Genomic DNA, 14,841 nt, shown 5'->3' with positions numbered 1-14,841 from the left:
CTTAAAAGCGTAAAGTCGCGTCTAACGTGACGGAGAGGTTGCTCTCGCGTTTGCCGTCGTAAGGGCGTTTATCCCAGTTCAGCATCACGCCGGTATCAATAACGTTGTTCCACTGAACGCGCTGTCCGTAACCCAGCAGGGCGATGGCGCCAGCGGACTGATTTTTCTGCCAGTAGCTGCCGCCTCCCGCCACGAACTGCTGGCTCCAGAGGGTGTCGTAATGGCGGTACATCTCATGGTCAACGGCCAGGGCCGCCGTCACGGAGAGATCCCGCGCCGGGTTGTAGTAGAGCGTGTCCCGCAGGCTATTTTTACTGGCGGCGATCCCCGGTTCGAGATCCAGCGTCAGTGACGGGGTCTGCCAGAGACGCTCCTTGCCCGTGAGGGTGTATTCCTGGCGGCGGTTATGATCCGAGAAGCGGCTGAGGGCGGCGCTGAACTGGTACTCACGACGCTCGTTTTGATACCAGCGCACGCCGCCTTCCCCCCGGTTGGCGTTGATCCCGTTGCGTAACGCCCGCAGGGGCGTGGTGCGCGACAGGCGCTCAAGGCTGCCGCTGACATGCCAGTTATCGGTGACAAAGTACGTTGTTGAGAGTCGAGCGCCCGGCTTGTTTGCCCCGTGATAACGGTTGCTGGAGAGTTCGGCTTCGAGCTGGAGATTGCGTGGCCGCCATTCGACGCCGCCCAACAGGTGACGGCTGGAGCCTTTGCCTTCATCGAAATTACCTTCGGCATAGCGGGTGCCGGCAAACAGCCGCCAGCTATCCGCCACGGGTGGGCCATAGAGCGTGGCGTCCCAGTTGAGGTCGTGCGTCCCGCTGACGGGGTTATCGGAGTGCAAACCCTTGCTCGCGTTGAGGCGCAGCTCGGACATATGGTGGACGGTGCGGAGCCTGTCCAGACGCCTTGCGCTGCGATCGCGCGACGCGCGGGCGATAACGTCGTCAGCCAGTAAATCCATCTGCCGCCATTCCTGCAGATCCATGGCGACGTAAGCCTGCTGCTGCTCAAGCTCCAGATTCGAGGGCTCCAGCGCCTCCGCCATTTTCAGCGTTTGCTCGGCCGCGCGCGGCAGGCCTCGCGCCTGAAGCAGCGTGGCGTAGTCAATCTGCAATCCCTGATTGCCCGGCGCGGTTGTCGCCAGACGTCGCGCCAGCTTTTCGGCTTCCGGCAGTGCATTCGTCGCCAGCAAATAGTTAAAACGGAGCGACTGGCCGGCAAGCCACCGATCGTTCGGCTGAGGGGTAGGGGAGCCGAAATCGTAACGGGTCCAGGGGACGTTGCGGGTCTGGCGCTCAACGTACTGGCGGGCGGCCTGATACTCTCCCGTATCCAGCCAGGCGTAGAAAAGCGCATGCTCTTCGTCCTGCGGGTCAGATGAGTATTGCGGATAGCGATGCAGAAGCGAGAAGGCGGCAGCGGTATTTTTCTCCTGGAGGTAGGACGAGATCACCCAGCCGATTGCCCAGCCCGGCACTGGATGCCGGGCTGCCGTCAGATCCTGATATTCACTGATGACCTGCCGGTAATCAGCATGGGCATACAGCGCGCCGAGTCGGTCGATACGCGCAAGGATAATGTCTTCCGCCGCCTGCGGCTCGCTTTGCCAGCGAGACAGCAGCGCGTCGTAACGATTCAGTGCGGATTGCGCAAGCTGCAGGCGCTCTTTTTCTGTTCTGCCAGGCACATCTGCAAGGCGAACGCTTTCGGCTGCTGCATTCAGCTCTAGACGACGACGCTCCGCTGGGGACAGCGCCACCTTTTTTGAAAGCTGGAGAGCGGGAGTATTGACCCGGTTATCCGTTAGCGCGTCGATCAGCTCGCGAAGAAGCGCGTGATTTTCTGGCGCGATATTCAGCGCGCGCGTGTCTGCTAAAAGCCGATCCCAGCTTTTTCCCTGGCGTAACCAGACATACCCCAGCGTCTGAAGATGCGCCTGAGAGGGATCCTCCGCCACCAGCTGTCGGGCTTCCTTGAGGGCAAGCGTATTTTTACGTGCATCGGCCAGGGTTTTGATATAGCCGATACGATAATCGTCGTTATCCGGCGCAAGGCTCAGCGCTTCTTTCCAGAGCGCCAGAGCTGGCTGCCACGCTTTCTGATTTCTCCTGGCCTGTGCGACAGCCGCAACGCCACGGGCGGGCAGCGGCATATAAATGCTGTAGCGCTGCCAGATCTGAATAACCTCGTCATCATGACCTGCCCAGGCCGCCACCTGTAACCAGTCCGCAACGTGTTCAGGCGTCAGGGCATGCTGCTGCTGATAACGCTGAAGATAATCGAGAAACGACGTGTAATTACCGTTACGCGCCTGTTGAATCTGTTGCTCATAAACGGATTCCGAACCCTGAACCAGAACAGGAAAGAGTAATAATAGAAACAATAATGTTGGGGTGCGATAAAAGAATAATGTACTTAAGCGAAGCGATCTTTCCATATCTATTTGCCATTTGTTTATCATGAATCCATTGCATAACACGGCCGCCTTTTAACTCTGCGTTAAAGGCCATAAATGGGAACATTAAATCTGAATGCAGTAACGTTATGGGGTACTTACTTAAAGGTAATTATGAAACCTCATCTCAGTGGTCTTGATGGGAGGTAATGTACACCTGATATGTTGCCGGATAAATATGCTGAAAAGCTGCTGTGTAGTTTTGAGATAATTCTGTAATGAGCAGTTTTTTGTGTTTATTTTGAATTGAGTCGTTAATTGTAATACATTGAAATATAGTGGTTTTATTTTTATTGTGACAGTTTTGTATATATTTTAAATGACGCATATTTGCCTCAATTAAAGTACTTTCTGGTGCATGTTTGGGAAGTTTCATGACAAAAATTCTTAATGTTTAGAGAAGTGACTTTTCTGGGATTGTTTTTTATTTATAATTAAAGGCAGACATTGAATGATAGTCTACAGGAAGTCTTACTCATCAATGTGTGTATTGAGGGATGTCCAAAGCCAGAATACATTTGTCGTTAATATAACAGCGCTATAAAACGAAGGCGGCCTTCTTTCTGAGGGATCGTTCTTGCTTTAATCTAAAAGGGATGGTTAGTGGCAACTTCAATAGTGTTAGTGACTCAGGATCGCTACCTTGTCAGGGGGATGCGGATATTTTTTCCGGATATTATCCTGCTCGATTCGATTGACAGAAACATATTTGATAACGGTGCAGATGAATATTCTGTATTGATTGATAGTCGTGCGCCGCTTCGTTTATATGATTACCTGATACGCCATCCGGCCAGAACGAGAAAAACGATTTGCTGCGTTATGCTTGATATGCGCCATCGCGAGGAGAATCTGCTCAGTATGAAGCTGTTTATGAACACATCGCTGACGGCGCCGGACATGGCCTCGCTGTTTAACCTGGTGCTCAATATGAAGGGCAGGCGCCTGACCACGAAGTGGCTGCTGAATTTACGGCTGAGCACGCATGAAACGATCATGTTGCGGTTGCTGAGGGCAGGCATGTCAATGGAGGAGATTGCAGGCGAACTGAATACGTCAGTGAAAAGTCTCTACCGCAAACGTACGGCGCTCTCGGAACGCCTGGGGGCGGAGACCTTCAATGAGGCGTGTCTGTTTATCTTCAAAAATAAACTGCTGGGCACAGGTGGGAACGATCCCTAAAGTTGTCAGGAATTCAAAAGCAAAAAACCGCCACGAGGGCGGGTTCGTTAATAAGGTGCGTGGTAACGCACTTTTCTCGATGCCGGCGGATGTAAGGTGGCAGAAAATGAGCGGGTGGCGGTTGGATTTTGGGGGAGAGGAAACGCGTATTATAATGAAAAACGAAAAGTGTCTTCTGCTCTTTAACCCCGTTTATGAACTCCCTGAGGCTAAGCCAAGTGTTTTATCCTGAGCGGGTGATACCAGAATGAGACTCCTGGAAGTGATTGAAAAATTTAAAAGGACGTTAGAAATGAATAAATATCTGTCTGGTCTGTGTGTTGTTTCTTTTTTTTATTTTTCTTCAATAGGTTACGCGCACTCTACGGGGCAAAATAAAGTTCAGGTTAGTATCGAACCCAGCAACTTTAATAGTGGATATATCCCGGTAATTTATGGTGCAGATGAAATAGAGCCTTCTAATTTCAGGGGGGAGGATCTAAAGGAGATGCAGGATAGCCTGAGGAAGATGAAGTCCGACAACCGCAAAGTCGATGAGCTAACTCAGAAGGTTTTACAGCTTGAGAGAAAGAATTCTGAGCAGGAGAGTAAGATCGAGCGATTGCAAAGAAGCCTTGATGACATGAAGCGGAGCAACGACAACCTTTCAAATCAGGTCAGCAATTTATCCGGCAAAATTAAGTGATAAAAAAGAGCCACCGCCTGTATTAACTTACCGGACTATTATCGTAAGCGTGCCTGCATTAAAGCCACGCTTATCAGCGCCCAGAAATCGGCCGTAGCCATATAGCAAAAACCCGCCTTTTGGGCGGGTTCTTTAAATAGTGGTGCCCGGACTCGGAATCGAACCAAGGACACGGGGATTTTCAATCCCCTGCTCTACCGACTGAGCTATCCGGGCAACGGGGCGCATTAAACCCGATCTGCCCGGTGGCGTCAACGAAAAATGTTGTTTTCGTTACAGACTGCGCAATCTCTCACCATTTCGCCGCATCCTTAAGCGAAAAAGTGCGTCCAGAGCGCGGAGAGCGGCATGGCGAGCAGCAGTGCGGGCAGCATATTCACCACGGCAAACATCTTGATCCCACAGATGCGCAGCCCGGTAGCCAGCAGCAGCAGGCCGCCGACGGCGGTAAAGTCTGCCATCATTGCCGGCGTGGTTAGCGGGAGAATTAGCGTGGCACAGGTAGCCAGTGCCAGCTGGATAAGCAGCATCGGGACGCAAATCGCCGCCACGGCAATGCCGAGCGTGGTGGCAAAAATAGTGGCGGTGAAGAAATCAAGAAACGCTTTTGCAATCAAAATGCTCGGGTCGCCCGTCATCCCTTCCTGCATCGAACCGAAAATCCCGGTGCCGCTGGCGCAAAACAGAATAATGATGGCGACATAGTTCTGAATAAACGTCTCGTGCGTGCCGTGTTTCGCCTTTCCCGGTCGGGCTATCAGGTTTTTGGCTTTACTCACCGCGCTGTTAATGCCTTTTTCCAGATAGCAAAATTCGCCAATCAGCGCGCCGAGCAGGGTAGCCAACACCATCACCGGCAGGTTGGCGCATTTGATCACCAGAAGAATACCAATCCCTAACGATGCCAGGCCGAATATTGAGGGCATGGAGGTGCGAATCCGCTCCGGGAGCCGCTGGCTCAGCACGGCGCCGAGTACGCCGCCCAGCAATACGGCTCCTGCGTTAATAAATGGCCCGATAACCAAAGTTAACTCCTGTTATTTAATCATTGATATTGCATTATTATGGCACGGCAGGGCTTTGCTGGCCTTAGCTTTGGCTGATTTCGTGCATACTGATTCCTTCTTGCACCTCAAAATAAAAGGTGACATTATTGCGCGAATTTTCTCCTCCCTGTCTCACCGCCCGGTGAGGGTAACTGCGCCTATGAAAACCATGAAAATTGCCGTCAGCCGCGAGCTGCTCTCCACTGTGTCTACGCACCGCGAAAAGGTGACGCTGGACAGCACTGATTTTACCGATGTGGCGGCCGTCGTCATCACAACGGCTGAAAGCCGCAGCGGTATCCTTGCACTGCTGAAAGGCACGGGCTTTCAGCTGCCGGTGTTTATTTTCTCTCCGGAGCCAACGGAGGTGCCCGACGGCGCCACCGCGGTCATCTCGGGCAAAGCTCAGCAGTTTCTGGAACTGGAGAGCGCTGCCAGCCGTTACGAAGAGAACCTGCTGCCGCCTTTTTTCGACACCCTGAGCCAGTATGTGGAGATGGGCAACAGCACTTTCGCCTGTCCGGGCCACCAGCACGGCGCCTTTTTCAAAAAGCACCCGGCAGGGCGACAGTTCTATGATTTCTTCGGTGAGAACGTGTTTCGCGCCGACATGTGCAACGCCGACGTGAAGCTGGGCGATCTGCTGATCCACGAAGGCTCCGCTAAGCACGCGCAAAAGTTCGCGGCGAAAGTATTTAACGCGGATAAAACCTACTTCGTGCTGAACGGCACGTCGGCGGCCAACAAGGTAGTGACCAACGCGCTGCTGACCCGCGGCGACCTGGTGCTGTTCGACCGCAATAACCACAAATCTAACCACCACGGGGCGCTGATCCAGGCGGGCGCCACGCCGGTTTATCTTGAGGCCGCGCGTAATCCGTTTGGCTTTATTGGCGGAATTGACGACCACTGCTTTGACGATGCGTATCTGCGGGATCTTATCCGCGAGGCGGCACCGGAGAAGGCCGATGAGGCACGTCCGTTCCGCCTGGCGATCATTCAGCTTGGCACCTACGACGGGACGATCTACAACGCCCGTCAGGTGATCGATAAGATCGGCCATTTGTGCGACTACATTCTCTTTGACTCCGCCTGGGTGGGCTACGAGCAGTTTATTCCGATGATGGCGGAAACGTCCCCGCTGTTGCTGGAGCTGAACGAGAACGATCCGGGGATTTTCGTGACCCAGTCGGTGCACAAACAGCAGGCCGGGTTCTCGCAAACCTCGCAGATCCATAAAAAGGATAACCACATTCGCGGTCAGGCGCGTTTTTGCCCGCACAAGCGGCTGAACAACGCGTTTATGCTGCATGCCTCCACCAGCCCGTTTTATCCGCTGTTCGCAGCGCTGGATGTGAATGCCAAGATCCACGAAGGGGAAAGCGGACGCAGGCTGTGGGCGGAGTGCGTCGAGCTGGGTATTGAAGCGCGCAAGGCAATCATTGCCAACTGTCATATGATCAAACCGTTTATCCCACCGGTGGTGGCGGGGCGGCCGTGGCAGGATCATCCGACGCACGCCATTGCCAGCGAGCTGCGCTTCTTCAGCTTCGAGCCGGGGGCCAAATGGCACGGCTTTGAGGGCTATGCAAGCGAGCAGTACTTTGTCGACCCGTGCAAGCTCCTGCTGACCACGCCGGGCATCGATGCCGAAACCGGCGAGTACACGGATTTCGGTATCCCGGCGACGATTCTGGCGCACTATCTGCGTGAAAACGGCATTGTGCCGGAGAAATGCGACCTTAACTCGATCCTGTTCCTGCTGACCCCTGCCGAAAGCAGCGAGAAGCTGGCACAGCTGGTGGCGATGCTGGGCCAGTTTGAACAGCATATTGAAGACGACACGCCGCTGGCGGACGTGCTGCCGACGATTTTTCAGAAATACCCGGTGCGCTACCGGGATTACACCCTTCGCCAGCTGTGTCAGGAGATGCACGATCTCTACGTCAGCTTCGACGTGAAGGATTTGCAGAAGGCGATGTTCCGCAAGGAGAGCCTGCCTGAGGTGGTGATGAACCCGCAGGATGCGAACCGGGCCTATATTCGAGGCGACGTGGAGCTGGTTCGCATACGGGATGCCGAAGGGCGAATTGCTGCCGAAGGGGCGCTGCCCTATCCGCCAGGCGTGCTGTGCGTGGTGCCGGGTGAAGTCTGGGGCGGGGCGGTACAGCGTTACTTCCTGGCGCTGGAGGAGGGCATCAACCTGCTGCCCGGCTTCTCGCCGGAACTGCAGGGCGTTTACAGCGAGAAGGATGCCGACGGGATTAAGCGGATATATGGGTATGTACTGAGATAGTGCGGGCTGCTGCCCTCACCCTAACCCTCTCCCCCAGGGAGAGGGAACGTCTCATCAAACCGCACTACGCTTGTACATTCTCCTCGGATGCCCAATCTTACCGTACAGCATCTCCACCGTCAGAAAACCCGCCTCGACGCAGTGTTCCAGATAGCGACGGGTGGTGGTTTTACTCAACCCCGTCTCGCTCACCACCTCATCCACGGTAAAGCAGTGCGTTGCCTTGTCGTTAAACAGCGACTGCACCCGCGCCAGCGTATTTTCCTCAATGCCTTTGCTGCCGTTGTCCAGGCGGTAGTTTTTCGCCTGCAGCTGATACAGCGAATCGACGTTTTGCTGGTCGACAATCTTCCAGACCCGCTGCTGTTCGGCAAACTGTACAAACCGCTCCAGCGACTGGCTGAGCCGCTTCCAGGAGACGGGTTTGAGGATGTAGTCGAACGCGCCGTTGCGGATGGCCTGGCTGCAGGTGTCCATATCGCTGGCGGCAGTAATAAAAATCACCGAGCAGTTGGCGCGGGCCAGCATGGGGTTATTGATAAGCGAGATCCCTTTGCCGTCCGGCAGGTAGTTATCCAGCAGCACCAGCTGCGGCTGTTTATTTGCAAGCTCTGCCTGGGCCGCAGCCAGCGACGAGGCAATGCCCACCAGCCTCAGACGCGGATGTTTGCCTATCAGCTCCGCGTGCAGTTGCGCCAGTTCGTTCTCGTCTTCAACAATCAGTACGTCGATAAGTTCATGTTGCATAGTCGGTGTCTTCCAGTTGCCGGGCGGTTCCCGTGGCCGGGATAAACAGGGAGAAAATGGCGCCGCGCGGGGTATTATCGGCAACTTCTATTGCGCCGCCAGCCTGTGTGACATAGCTTTCGATCAGATACAGACCAATCCCATGATCGCCGCGCGTCTTGGTGGTGATGCCGCGTTCAAAGATCCGCTCACGGATCTCCGGTGTAATGCCAACGCCCTGGTCGGCGACTTCAATAATCAGCTCCTGTTCGCTGAGCTTTATCAGCACCTCCACCGGCGCGTGGGGAAGCGGCGACCGCTGCGTCGCTTCGATGGCGTTATCCAGCAGGTTGCCAATAATTGAAATCAGTTCCTGCTCCCCGAGGGGGAGGAATGATTTATCCAGCCGACAGGCCGGATCGAAGCACAATTCAACGCCTTTCTCCCGCGCGCGGGCGGCTTTCCCCAGCAGCAGACCGCACAGGGTCGGTGAGCTGAAGCGCGAAGAGATAAAGTCCAGCAGCTCCTGGGCGTGTTCAGACTGCGCCTGAATGTAGCCAATCGCCTCCTCATAGCGGCCCATATGCAGCAGGCCGGAGAGGGTGGTCATCCGGTTTAACTGCTCGTGGCGCATAATGCGGAGGTTATCGACATAGCGTTTGACCTGGCTGAGCTGGGCGCTCAGCGAGTCGATCTCGTTGCGATCGCGGAAGGTGATCACCCAGCCCTGCAGCGACCCCTCAAGCATGATGTGTACCCGGCTGGCAATCACCGTGAGATCGTTAAAACGGCAAATCTCGTCATGGGTATCTTTCGCCAGCATCGTCTGCGTGTCGAAGAACGGGACCGGATCGATCACCTGGCTTATCAGCTGTCCGCGCAGTTCACGGGCCGGCTGGCTCAGGCCCAGCAGCTTGCGCGCCGCCTGGTTGATGACTTCAATCCGCCTTTGATCGTCAATGGCAATCACCCCTTCATAAATAGACTCCATCATGGCCTTCTGCTGACGCACCAGCAGGCCGATCTCGCGCGGCTCAAGGGAGAAGATCTGCTTCTTAATACTGCGGGTAAAGAACCAGGAGAAGATAAAGAGAGCAATCAGCAGCAGCACGGCGGCAATCAGAATGTTGACCACCTTACTGACGGTAATGGTGTCCAGGTAGCTGGTGAGATAGCCGACCGAAACGATGCCGACCACCTGTCCTGCAGCGTTGAAGATGGGGGCTTTACTGCGCAGCGAAATGCCCAGCCCGCCTTTGCGGATGGTGGTGATGCTTTTACCCTGCAATACGGCTTCGTTGTCACCGCCTACCAGCGTGGTGCCCACTCTGTCGGCAAAGACGGAGTGAAAAAGATGCTGGCCTTTATTATCACCAATCACAATAAAGCTGGCGTCGCTGTGCGCAGAAATCTTCTGCATAAAATCATGGATGGCGTTGATATTCTTTTGTTCAACTTCATTACGCAATGTCGGAATAAGTGCAATCTCTTCAGCCTGTATTTTGGCTCGCGTACTCATTTCCTGATAAAGCTGTTTCCCTACGTCGGCATAATAATATCCGCCCAGTAACGCAAAAAGCACTGAGAAAAAGGCAACCAGCGAAATAAACAGCTTGATCTGGAAAGAGACTTTCATAACTATCACGTAAGGTAGCGACAAAGATCGCCAATATATCATCTTTTTTTGCGCGTACGCCCGCTTTGCCGAAAACTTGTGATCCCTTGCACAGCGGGCGCTGTAAAAGCGTTATCCAAAAGGCTAACGTGCTTTGGGCTGCATGAACAAATGTTATTTGTTTGTTCAATTTAGAAAAGAAACCATAAAAACCACGGCAATAAATAAGGTATAAATCACATTAAATAAAAGAAACCATTAAAACCATAGCTGCCATTAAAACTTCGCTTTTAATATGCCATCCCTCACATAAAGTAAGCCTTTGTGACTCTAAGCTGAACGCACAAAATAACCAAGGGGCTTATTATGAGCACAACTGACGATTCTTTCTCTGTTACCCACGACCCGATTGAAATTCAGCGACCTTCGCTCAAAGAGCGCTGGTGGCATATTATGGATACCTGGAAAATCGGGATTATTCCTCTGCCGCTGTTCGTTCTGGCGGGCGCGCTGATTGCCATTGATTGCCTGGGCGGAAAACTGCCGAGCGATATCGTGGTCATGGTGGCCACGCTGGCCTTCTTCGGCTTTGCCTGCGGCGAGTTTGGCAAACGCCTGCCGATTGTCGGCAAGCTCGGCGCGGCGGCGATTTGCGCCACCTTTATCCCTTCCGCGCTGGTCTATTACGGCCTGCTGCCGGACGTGGTGGTCGAGTCCACAACCAAGTTCTACAAATCCACCAACATCCTCTACCTCTATATCTGCTGCATTATCGTCGGCAGCATCATGAGCATGAACCGCACGGTGCTGATCCAGGGCTTCTTGCGCATTTTCTTCCCGATGCTGTGCGGCGAAATCGTCGGCATGCTGGTAGGGATGGGCGTCGGCCTGGCGCTGGGTCTTGAGCCGTTCCAGATCTTCTTCTTTATCATTCTGCCGATTATGGCGGGCGGCGTGGGCGAAGGTGCAATCCCGCTCTCCATCGGCTATGCCACCCTGCTGCATATGGATCAGGGCGTGGCGCTCGGCCGCGTACTGCCGATGGTCATGCTCGGCGGGCTGACGGCAATCATCATCTCCGGCTGCCTGAACCAGCTCGGTAAACGCTACCCGCACCTGACCGGTGAAGGCCAGCTGATGCCTAACCGCGCCAATGCCGATGCCACCGTCTCTCAGCCTGCATTCTCCGGCAAGGCGGACGTGACCACTATCGCCTCCGGCGCGCTGCTGGCGGTGCTGCTCTACATGCTGGGCATGCTCGGCCACAAGCTGATTGGCCTGCCTGCTCCGGTCGGCATGCTGTTTATGGCGGTTCTGGTGAAGCTCTGTAACGGTGCCTCTCCACGCCTGCTGGAAGGCTCTCAGGTGGTGTACAAATTCTTCCAGACCTCTGTGACCTATCCGATTCTCTTTGCCGTTGGCGTGGCTATCACCCCGTGGCATGAACTGGTGGCCGCCTTCACGCTGACCAACCTGCTGGTGATTATCAGCACCGTCTCCGCGCTCGTGGCGACCGGGTTCTTCGTCGGCAAAAAGATTGGTATGCACCCGATTGATGTCGCCATCGTCTCCTGCTGCCAGAGCGGTCAGGGCGGTACCGGCGACGTGGCGATCCTGACCGCAGGCAACCGCATGAGCCTGATGCCATTCGCCCAGATTGCTACCCGTATCGGCGGGGCGATTAACGTCTCTGTCTCACTGCTGATTCTGGGCAACTTCCTCGTTTAAGTTTTCAGGAAAGAACAATGAAACTCGCAAGCTTTTTATACCAGGGAAAACGCAGCTACGGCATCGTCCAGGCCGACGGCGTGATTGATTTAGGCCGCCGTCTTGGCGACCGCTACAGCGACCTTAAAGCGCTGCTGCAGGGCAACGGGCTGGCACAGGCCACCCGCTACCTGAACGATGCCGTGGACGTGCCGATGAGCGCCATCACCTTCTTACCGGTGATTGAGCAGCCGGAAAAAATCCTCTGCGTGGGCATGAACTACGCCGACAAGCGCAAGGAGTTTGACCAGCACAACCCGGCCCCAACGCTGTTTGTCCGCTTCCCGGATTCACAGACCGGTCACAACGAACCGGTGCTGAAGCCGCGCCACTCCAGCGAATTCGACTACGAAGGAGAGCTGGCGGTGATCATCGGTAAAGGTGGGGAAAACATCAGCCGTGACGACGCCCTGCGTCACGTTGCGGGCTACAGCTGCTACATGGACGGCTCCGCCCGCGACTGGCAGCACACCTGGTTTACCGCCGGTAAAAACTGGCGCAAAACCGGCGCGTTTGGCCCGTGGATGGCGACGGCAGATGAGATCCCCGATCCGCACAGGCTTGCAATCCGCACCTGGCTGAACGGCCGCATGGTGCAGGAAGACAACACCAGCAGCATGATCCACAAGGTTGCGGAGCTGATCGAGTACATCAGCACCTTCACCCGCTTAAGTCCTGGCGATGTGATCATCACCGGATCTCCGGGCGGGGTGGGTAAAAAGCGCAATCCCCCGCTGTTTATGAAAGAGGGCGATCGCATTGAGGTGGAGATCGAGCATATCGGTCATCTCAGCAACGTGATCGTGGAAGCGCCAGCCGTCGGGCTTGCGGCAGCACATTAAGTAAGGCGGCAGCATGCAATCGCAACCCATCGATTTTCGCCACACCCTCGTGGCGAAACACCCGGAACGCTTAAGCCAGATCCGCTACCTGCTGGCAGACAGCGGCCTTGGCCTGGACAACGACATCACGCTGTTCGTCGAAGCCTGGTCCGGCTCGCAGCTGGTGGGTTGCGCTGGGCTTGCTGCCAACGTCATCAAATGCGTGGCGGTCAACGAGCAGCTTCGCGGCGAGAACCTCAGCGCGCGGCTGCTGGCAGAGGTGGAAAATGCGGCGCTGGAGTGCGGCCATTTTCACCTCTTCCTCTGCACCCGTCCGTGCAACCGGGAGCGCTTTGCCCGCAGCGGCTTCTGGCCGATTGCCCAGAGCGGGAACAACGCGGTGCTGATGGAGAACACCCCGCAGGGGATCGAGCGCTACTGCCGTTCCCTGCGCGCGAAGCGCAAGTGCGGGGAGAATATTGGCGCCATTGTGATGAACGCCAATCCGTTCACCCTCGGCCACCGCCATCTGGTGGAGCAGGCGGTGCAGCGGTGCGATGCTCTGCATCTGTTCGTGGTGCGTGAAGACGCCTCGTTCTTTCCGTTCAGTGCCCGTCTGGAGATGGTGCGCGCGGGGGTGGCGCATCTGCCGAACGTCGTGGTGCATGAAGGCTCGCAGTACATCATCTCTCGCGCCACCTTTCCGGCCTACTTCCTTAAGGAGACCGGCAAAGTGCAGCAGGCGTGGAGCGAGATCGACGTGCTGATCTTTCGGGACTTTATCGCCCCGGCGCTGGGCATCACGCACCGCTTCATCGGCTCGGAGCCGTTCTGCGACATTACCCGCCAGTACAACCAGACGCTGCACGACCTGCTGGCCTCACATATTGAGGTGGTGGAAATGCCGCGCATCAAGGCCACCGGTAACGCCATATCGGCGTCCGAAGTGCGCCGCTTACTGAAGACACAGCAGTTTTCCCGGATCCGGGAGATTGTCCCGGACTCCACCTTCGCGCATCTCGAAACGCATTACCGTGCGAGTGCGGAAGTCGCTTAACTACCAGGAATTTATCATGAAAATTGTAAGGGAGGCGCTGGCCGGAACGCAGGAGTCCAGCGACCTGATGGTGAAAATCGCTCCCGCTCACGGCGAGCTGGAGATAGTCATCCACAGTGAAGTGATTAAGCAGTTTGGCGAGCAAATTCGCCAGGTGGTCAACGACACGTTGCGCGCCATGAACGTGCACCAGGGATTAATTATTATTGAAGACAAAGGGGCGCTGGACTGTGTCATCCGCGCCCGCCTGCAAAGCGCGCTGATGCGTGCCGCCGATGAACAGGCCATCAACTGGGGGGCGCTGAAATGAGCAAACTCCGCCGCAGTATGCTGTTCCTGCCGGGCGCCAACGCCGCCATGCTCTCCACCGCCTTTATCTACCGTCCCGACTCCATCATGTTTGATCTTGAGGACGCCGTTGCCCTGCGCGAGAAGGATACCGCGCGCATGCTGGTGTTCCATGCCCTGCAGCATCCGATGTATCAGGATATCGAAACCGTGGTGCGCATTAACCCGCTCAGCACGCCGTTTGGCCTGCTGGATCTGGAAGCCGCCGTGCGGGCAGGCGTGGACGTGATCCGCCTGCCGAAAACCGACACGCCGGACGACATCTACGAGCTGGAAGGCCACCTTGAGCGCATCGAGCAGGAGTGTGGCCGCGAGGTCGGCTCCACCCGCGTAATGGCGGCGATTGAGTCGGCCATTGGCGTCATCAACGCCGTGGCGATTGCCCGCAGCTCTCCGCGCCTCATCGGCATTGCGCTGGCCGCCTTTGACTACGTGATGGACATGCAGACCGAGCGCGGCGACGGCACCGAGCTGTTCTACGCCCGCTGCGCCGTGCTGCACGCCGCCCGCGCGGCGGGTATCGACGCCTTCGACGTGGTGTGGTCAGACGTTAACGACGAGGCCGGGTTCCTGCGCGAGGTCGATTTGATCCGCAAGATGGGCTTTAACGGCAAATCGCTGATCAACCCGCGCCAGATTGACCTGCTGCACAACGCCTACGCCCCGACTCAGGAAGAGGTGGATCACGCCAGAAGGGTGATTGAGGCTGCAGAAGAGGGCGAGCGTAACGGCCTGGGCGTGGTGTCGCTTAACGGCAAAATGGTGGATGCACCGATTATTAACCACGCGCAGGTGGTGCTGGAGCGCGCGGCGGCCTCCGGCGTGCGTCGGTAAGGATGA

At 55.9% G+C, this 14,841-nt stretch carries 13 protein-coding genes and 1 tRNA gene; 8 read left to right on the top strand and 6 right to left on the bottom strand.

Annotated features, from left to right (window positions below):
- Nucleotide 1: 1 nt before the first annotated feature.
- Nucleotides 2-2,440 (bottom strand): poly-beta-1,6 N-acetyl-D-glucosamine export porin PgaA, encoded by a 2,439-nt coding sequence (gene pgaA, locus PUP35_RS18340; RefSeq protein WP_274240807.1) that lies wholly within the window; start codon nucleotides 2,438-2,440, stop codon nucleotides 2-4.
- A 145-nt stretch (nucleotides 2,441-2,585) separates the two neighbouring features.
- Nucleotides 2,586-2,834, bottom strand: coding sequence for a hypothetical protein (locus PUP35_RS18335; protein ID WP_127732290.1), 249 nt, complete (start codon nucleotides 2,832-2,834; stop codon nucleotides 2,586-2,588).
- 278 nt (nucleotides 2,835-3,112) lie between these two features.
- On the opposite strand from PUP35_RS18335, the gene PUP35_RS18330 reads away from it, so the two are divergent.
- The gene (locus PUP35_RS18330; RefSeq protein ID WP_274243304.1) at nucleotides 3,113-3,640 is read left to right on the top strand and encodes a LuxR family transcriptional regulator; all 528 of its coding nucleotides are present in this window, start codon (nucleotides 3,113-3,115) and stop codon (nucleotides 3,638-3,640) included.
- Between the two features lie 292 nt (nucleotides 3,641-3,932).
- On the top strand, nucleotides 3,933-4,325 hold the full coding sequence (locus PUP35_RS18325) for a hypothetical protein (RefSeq protein WP_115876385.1): 393 nt from the start codon (nucleotides 3,933-3,935) through the stop codon (nucleotides 4,323-4,325).
- Nucleotides 4,326-4,465: 140 nt separating this feature from the next.
- On the opposite strand, the gene PUP35_RS18320 is transcribed toward PUP35_RS18325, so the two are convergent.
- Nucleotides 4,466-4,541, bottom strand: a tRNA-Phe gene (locus tag PUP35_RS18320).
- Between the two features lie 95 nt (nucleotides 4,542-4,636).
- Nucleotides 4,637-5,350: a DUF554 domain-containing protein gene (locus PUP35_RS18315; protein ID WP_047173584.1), complete on the bottom strand. Its 714-nt coding sequence runs from the start codon at nucleotides 5,348-5,350 to the stop codon at nucleotides 4,637-4,639.
- Nucleotides 5,351-5,531: 181 nt separating this feature from the next.
- Here PUP35_RS18315 and PUP35_RS18310 point away from each other — a divergent pair, with 181 nt between their 5' ends.
- Nucleotides 5,532-7,667: an ornithine decarboxylase gene (locus PUP35_RS18310; RefSeq protein ID WP_274240802.1), complete on the top strand. Its 2,136-nt coding sequence runs from the start codon at nucleotides 5,532-5,534 to the stop codon at nucleotides 7,665-7,667.
- Nucleotides 7,668-7,721: 54 nt separating this feature from the next.
- On the opposite strand, the gene PUP35_RS18305 is transcribed toward PUP35_RS18310, so the two are convergent.
- Both PUP35_RS18305 and PUP35_RS18300 read right to left on the bottom strand, forming a co-directional pair.
- Nucleotides 7,722-8,414, bottom strand: a complete 693-nt coding sequence (locus PUP35_RS18305; protein ID WP_115876257.1) for a response regulator — start codon at nucleotides 8,412-8,414, stop codon at nucleotides 7,722-7,724.
- Nucleotides 8,404-10,029 (bottom strand): ATP-binding protein, encoded by a 1,626-nt coding sequence (locus tag PUP35_RS18300; protein ID WP_164850639.1) that lies wholly within the window; start codon nucleotides 10,027-10,029, stop codon nucleotides 8,404-8,406. The genes PUP35_RS18305 and PUP35_RS18300 overlap by 11 nt, the downstream gene beginning before the upstream one ends.
- 345 nt (nucleotides 10,030-10,374) lie before the next feature.
- On the opposite strand from PUP35_RS18300, the gene PUP35_RS18295 reads away from it, so the two are divergent.
- The 5 genes from PUP35_RS18295 to citE are packed head-to-tail and all read left to right on the top strand — an operon-like array spanning nucleotide 10,375 to nucleotide 14,835.
- Nucleotides 10,375-11,736, top strand: a complete 1,362-nt coding sequence (locus PUP35_RS18295) for a 2-hydroxycarboxylate transporter family protein (protein ID WP_115876255.1) — start codon at nucleotides 10,375-10,377, stop codon at nucleotides 11,734-11,736.
- 17 nt (nucleotides 11,737-11,753) lie between these two features.
- Nucleotides 11,754-12,617 carry a fumarylacetoacetate hydrolase family protein gene (locus PUP35_RS18290; protein ID WP_047173579.1) on the top strand — a complete coding sequence of 288 codons (864 nt, stop codon included), beginning with the start codon at nucleotides 11,754-11,756 and terminating at the stop codon, nucleotides 12,615-12,617.
- A gap of 13 nt (nucleotides 12,618-12,630) precedes the next feature.
- Complete coding sequence (gene citC, locus PUP35_RS18285; RefSeq protein ID WP_111963236.1) at nucleotides 12,631-13,653, top strand: [citrate (pro-3S)-lyase] ligase; 1,023 nt, start codon at nucleotides 12,631-12,633, stop codon at nucleotides 13,651-13,653.
- A gap of 16 nt (nucleotides 13,654-13,669) precedes the next feature.
- The gene (gene citD / locus PUP35_RS18280) at nucleotides 13,670-13,963 is read left to right on the top strand and encodes a citrate lyase acyl carrier protein (protein WP_008499773.1); all 294 of its coding nucleotides are present in this window, start codon (nucleotides 13,670-13,672) and stop codon (nucleotides 13,961-13,963) included.
- Nucleotides 13,960-14,835 carry a citrate (pro-3S)-lyase subunit beta gene (gene citE, locus PUP35_RS18275; protein WP_039269783.1) on the top strand — a complete coding sequence of 292 codons (876 nt, stop codon included), beginning with the start codon at nucleotides 13,960-13,962 and terminating at the stop codon, nucleotides 14,833-14,835. Before citD ends, citE begins: the two co-directional genes overlap by 4 nt.
- Nucleotides 14,836-14,841: the final 6 nt, after the last annotated feature.

The organism is Enterobacter sp. S-33 (genome assembly GCF_028735835.1).
Lineage (GTDB): Bacteria > Pseudomonadota > Gammaproteobacteria > Enterobacterales > Enterobacteriaceae > Enterobacter > Enterobacter vonholyi.
The sequence above is the reverse complement of the archived record's forward strand: the minus strand, read 5'-3'. Positions and strand labels throughout refer to the sequence as shown.

Coding starts and splice junctions, on each gene's coding strand:
- citD (WP_008499773.1), top strand. CDS start 13,670: ATGAAAATTGTAAGGGAGGCGCTGGCCGGAACGCAGGAGTCCAGCGAC.
- citC (WP_111963236.1), top strand. CDS start 12,631: ATGCAATCGCAACCCATCGATTTTCGCCACACCCTCGTGGCGAAACAC.
- PUP35_RS18330 (WP_274243304.1), top strand. CDS start 3,113: ATGCGGATATTTTTTCCGGATATTATCCTGCTCGATTCGATTGACAGA.
- pgaA (WP_274240807.1), bottom strand. CDS start 2,440: ATGGAAAGATCGCTTCGCTTAAGTACATTATTCTTTTATCGCACCCCA.
- citE (WP_039269783.1), top strand. CDS start 13,960: ATGAGCAAACTCCGCCGCAGTATGCTGTTCCTGCCGGGCGCCAACGCC.
- PUP35_RS18290 (WP_047173579.1), top strand. CDS start 11,754: ATGAAACTCGCAAGCTTTTTATACCAGGGAAAACGCAGCTACGGCATC.
- PUP35_RS18335 (WP_127732290.1), bottom strand. CDS start 2,834: ATGAAACTTCCCAAACATGCACCAGAAAGTACTTTAATTGAGGCAAAT.
- PUP35_RS18310 (WP_274240802.1), top strand. CDS start 5,532: ATGAAAACCATGAAAATTGCCGTCAGCCGCGAGCTGCTCTCCACTGTG.
- PUP35_RS18305 (WP_115876257.1), bottom strand. CDS start 8,414: ATGCAACATGAACTTATCGACGTACTGATTGTTGAAGACGAGAACGAA.
- PUP35_RS18295 (WP_115876255.1), top strand. CDS start 10,375: ATGAGCACAACTGACGATTCTTTCTCTGTTACCCACGACCCGATTGAA.
- PUP35_RS18325 (WP_115876385.1), top strand. CDS start 3,933: ATGAATAAATATCTGTCTGGTCTGTGTGTTGTTTCTTTTTTTTATTTT.
- PUP35_RS18300 (WP_164850639.1), bottom strand. CDS start 10,029: ATGAAAGTCTCTTTCCAGATCAAGCTGTTTATTTCGCTGGTTGCCTTT.